This window comes from Micromonospora sp. NPDC007271 (genome assembly GCF_040634005.1).
In the GTDB taxonomy this organism is placed as follows: Bacteria; Actinomycetota; Actinomycetes; order Mycobacteriales; family Micromonosporaceae; genus Micromonospora.
Genome location: NZ_JBEYER010000015.1, coordinates 83,583 through 87,568, shown reverse-complemented (window position 1 = coordinate 87,568; position 3,986 = coordinate 83,583). Strand labels below are relative to the sequence as shown.

Annotated in this window: 2 protein-coding genes and 2 pseudogenes; 1 reads left to right on the top strand and 3 read right to left on the bottom strand. The window is 71.6% G+C overall.

Annotation, left to right across the window (positions count from 1 at the left end):
• Positions 1–88: 88 nt before the first annotated feature.
• From ABZ570_RS08310 to ABZ570_RS08300, 3 genes and pseudogenes are all read right to left on the bottom strand, one after another.
• Complete coding sequence (locus tag ABZ570_RS08310) at positions 89–1,702, bottom strand: recombinase family protein (protein ID WP_358058794.1); 1,614 nt, start codon at positions 1,700–1,702, stop codon at positions 89–91.
• Between the two features lie 74 nt (positions 1,703–1,776).
• A pseudogene (locus tag ABZ570_RS08305) lies at positions 1,777–2,691 on the bottom strand (ATP-binding protein); the annotation flags it as partial.
• 2 nt (positions 2,692–2,693) lie between these two features.
• Entirely contained in the window at positions 2,694–3,053 is a 360-nt protein-coding gene (locus ABZ570_RS08300) for a YraN family protein (RefSeq protein ID WP_358058791.1), read from the bottom strand.
• A 303-nt stretch (positions 3,054–3,356) separates the two neighbouring features.
• On the opposite strand from ABZ570_RS08300, the pseudogene ABZ570_RS08295 reads away from it, so the two are divergent.
• Positions 3,357–3,986, top strand: a pseudogene (locus ABZ570_RS08295) (hypothetical protein); the annotation flags it as partial.

The following is a 3,986-nucleotide window of genomic DNA, read 5'->3' as shown; positions in this document are numbered from 1 at the left end:
CATATCTACCGACTCACCACCCATCCAAGATCACGATCGCCGTGAAAGGCCGAGGCTAGCCGAGGCTCTAGATGGTCCTACGGTGCTTCTAGGGTTTCCTGGGCTGCGCTTTGGCTACGTGCTCGCGCACTCGCTCCCACAGGTTCCGGGGAATCTCGATCATCACGCGGTTGTCCTCGACCGTTCCCCTGTCGAGATCGAAGCGGAACGACGCCGCCTCACTTGCCAGCGCCGCAGACGTTGAGATCGGCTGAGCGTGGACGATTGCGCGAACGCCCGCCTCCCGTAGCTCTCGATTCCGCTCCGAAGGATCATCGAGCGACGCCCACCGCTCGCGGTACGTCTGGCCCGTCGGCTCAAGCACCCACTCATCGGGCCGCGACGGCTTCGCCTTCAACTCTGCGCGCTGAGCCTCAAGGCTTCGATACATCTCGCGGAACTCTCGCGTCCCGTCGTCCCCTGAGTAGAGGCCAGCGGCGCGATCCTCGCGCAGCTCCTTAAGCCGCTGCTCGATCTGCTCCAACCGCTCGGCGAAGTTCTCGCCAGGGACGAACACCCGACGCACGATCTCAAGGTCCCCGACCAGCGTGAGAAACCCGCGCTCGACGGTCCCCTCTAGAAGATGGGCGGGGATGGAACTCATGCCCTCGGGGCAGTTGCGGCTAGCGCGAGCGCGGAGGCCGCAGCGGTAGTACATGCCCGCTCGTCCGCGGTTGCGGTACAGCGGTTCACCGCACTTGCAGTAGGCGACCCGCAGCAGAGGGGAGCCGCCCACCCTGTTGCCCGCCTTCGGGTTGCTGTTCTTCGTCAAGGCTTCCTGTAGCTGCCCCCACTCGGTGTGGGTCAGGATCGGCTCCGCTCGACGGAGCGGCAACCCGTCCTCGCCCAGCACAAGGCGAGTCACCTTCTCCTGCTTGCCCTCGACCGTGCGAGTCTCGGTCATCTCCGAGTAGCCGAGGAGAGTGTGGGAGCGAAGCATTTTGAGGAGGTTCCCGACCCGCCACTCAGAGCGGGCCGCTGCCTTCCCTGCCCGCATCCGCTGAACGTCCAGGGAGCTGGGAACCTTCTCGTCGTTCAGCCAGCGGACCACCGAGTTAGCCGAGGCGCCGCCGACGATCCGCGACACGATCTCGCGGACGACAGCACTTGTCTCGGGATCGATCTCCAGCCGCCATCCCTCACCAGTCGCCGCCTTAACGGGGCGGTACCCGTAGGGGACGAACCCGCCGCGCCAGCGGCCCTGCTTCATCAGGTGAGTAAAGGAGGAGCGGGCGCGCTCGCGGATGGCCTCAAGCTCGCCCTCTGCGAGAGCGGCAAGGATGTTGACGAAAATGCCGCCCATCGGGCTATTGATGTCGAACCCCTCAGAGGTGGAGGCAATCGACTTCCCGCTCCGCTTGCACCAGTCGATCAGCGCCGCCAGGTGGAGGACCCGCCGCGAGATTCGGTCGAGCCTCCATGCGCACAAGATGTCGAACTCTGCGACCTGCGCTGTTCCGCCGATCTCGAAGGGCAACCACTCGCCAAGCTTCGGCCGCTCCCATGGAGCCATGGCACCAGATACGTCGGTGTCCTCGGCGAAGTCCACGAGCGTGTGCCCGTTCTGCTCCGCCCACGTCTTGATGTACTGCTTCTGTCGCTCCACCGAGGTTGATTCCTCGCGCGTCCTGGACAGACGGACGACACCCAACACCCTGGCCACGGCTTACCTCCCGCTTGGCTGACCTGCGCCGACGGTAGGCGGACGGGGAAGCGGCGTCAAACCCTTGACTTTGGCTCGTCGAGGAAGAGCACGCCGCGGTGCGCCAGCGACACCGCGCCCGGCCGGGCCAGCCCGGACCCGCCGCCGACCAGCGCGGGGACCGTGGCCGTGTGGTGCGGCGCCTGGAACGGCGGCCGGCGCAGCAGCCGCCCGCCGGGCGGCAGGAGTCCGGCGATGGAGTGCAGGGCGGTGACCTCCAGTGCGGCGTCGTCGTCGAGCTCCGGCAGGATCGACGGAAGTCGCTCGGCGAGCATGGTCTTGCCGGCCCCCGGCGGCCCGAGCAGCGCCAGGTGGTGCCCGCCGGCGGCCGCGACCTCCAGTGCCCGGCGGCCGAGTTGCTGTCCGGCGACGTCGGCCAGGTCGGGGCCCCCGGCGTCGGGGGCCGGGTCGGCAGCCGGCGGTGGGAGCAGCGGCGAGCCGTCCCGGACGAAGGCGACCAGCCGGTGCAGGGTGTCCACCGCGCGTACCTGCACGCCGGGGATCACCGCGGCCTCGGCGGCGTTGCCGGCCGGCACCACCATCCGCGAGAAGCCGGCCCGGGCCGCGGCGGCGACCATCGGCAGCACGCCCCGGACCGGGCGGACCGTGCCGTCCAGACCGAGCTCGCCGAGGACCACCGTCCGCTCCAGCGGCAGCAGCGGCAGCTCGCCCGAGCCGCCGAGCACCGCCGCCGCGATGGCCAGGTCGAACGCCGAACCGTACTTCGGCAGGGTGGCCGGGAGCAGGTTGAGGGTGATCCGCCGGTTCGGCCATTTCTGGCCGGAGTTGACGATGGCCGCGCGAACCCGGTCCCGGGCCTCGTGCAGCGCGGTGTCGGGCAGCCCGGAGATCACGACCGCCGGCAGCCCCGGCGCCAGGTCGGCCTCCACCTCCACCACGTGCCCGGCCACCCCGACCAGACCCACGCAGAGCACCTTGGCGTAGCTCATGGCTAGAAAGCACCCCTCAGGTGCTCGACCCGGGCGGGACCGGCGGCGGAGAGCCGTACGGCCAGGACGTCGAAGCGGACCTCCTCCGCCGTGGTGCCCGTCTCGGCCAGCCACCGGGCGGCCAGGCCCCGCAGCCGCCGTGCCTTCGCCGGCACGACCGCTTCGGCCGGGGTGCCGAAGTCCTCCGTGCGGCGGGTCTTCACCTCGCAGAAGGCGAGCACCGCGCCCTCCCAGGCGATGATGTCGATCTCCCCGTCGGGGCACCGCCAGTTCCGGGCGACCGGGCGCAGCCCCGCCTCGATCAGGTGCCTTACGGCGCACCGCTCCCCGTACGCGCCGACGGCCTGGTTCCGCTTCGTCATGCCGGTCACGATGCGGCGTCCAACGGCCGGCGGGGGGATCTCGCTCGGTGCCCTGTGGACGAGGGAGCGCCCTGTGGACGGGCGGACGATCATGCCTCGGCTGTGCTATGTGCCACCACCGGACCGGGAGCCGAGCTGGACGCCGCCGCCTCGGCGCGCGGCGGGCCGACCGGGGAGGTCAGCCGGAGCGTCGGTCACCGAGCGTGTTCGCGCTGGCATCGGCTCGTGCTCGGCTGATCCGGCTGTGACGTCGCGCTTCCGGGCGGATGGCGCGCGCGAATCCGGTCGCATACGGTGCCCGTCGTGGACGGACGACGGAGCTTTCCCGAGGATCAGCAGGGGCCGCACTGGAGCGACCGCGGCTACGCCGAACCGGACTGGCACGCTGCAGGCGAGCCGCGCTACCACGACGACGACATGCGCGCCCCCGAGCAGCGCGCCGGCGGCGAGAGCCGGTACGGCGACCCGGGCCGGTTCGGCGACCCGCAGGGCGACGACAGCGCCAGTTACCGGGGGGCGCGCCGGCTGGACGACCCGGACGTCTCCGGTGAGCTGCCGGGCGAGCGCGGCGGACGACGGGCGGCGCGCGAGGGCCGCGACCTCCCCGACGGCGTACGTGAGAGCGCCGCTGATCCGCTCGGGTTGGACCGTACGGGCGACCCGCTGCGCCCCGGGTCGCTGGCCGGCTACCCGATCGTCGAGCCCTCCCGCCCGGCCGAGGCCACCGTCGCCGCGCCGGCGTCGATCGCCGTCGGGGAGTGGCCGTCCCACGGCGCGCCCGCCGCGCTGATCGTGGGAGATCGGCCGACGCACGGCACGCCCGCCCCGCTGGCCGTGGTCGACCGTCCGGCCCACGGCACGCCCACGCCGCTGACGGTCGGGGAGCGGCCCGCCGCGTCCGCGACCGCGGAGGGTGCCCGGGCGCCGCACCCG

Bases quoted from the DNA above. Each gene is read 5' to 3' on its own strand.
- ABZ570_RS08300 (WP_358058791.1), bottom strand. From the start codon at position 3,053: ATGACGAAGCGGAACCAGGCCGTCGGCGCGTACGGGGAGCGGTGCGCC.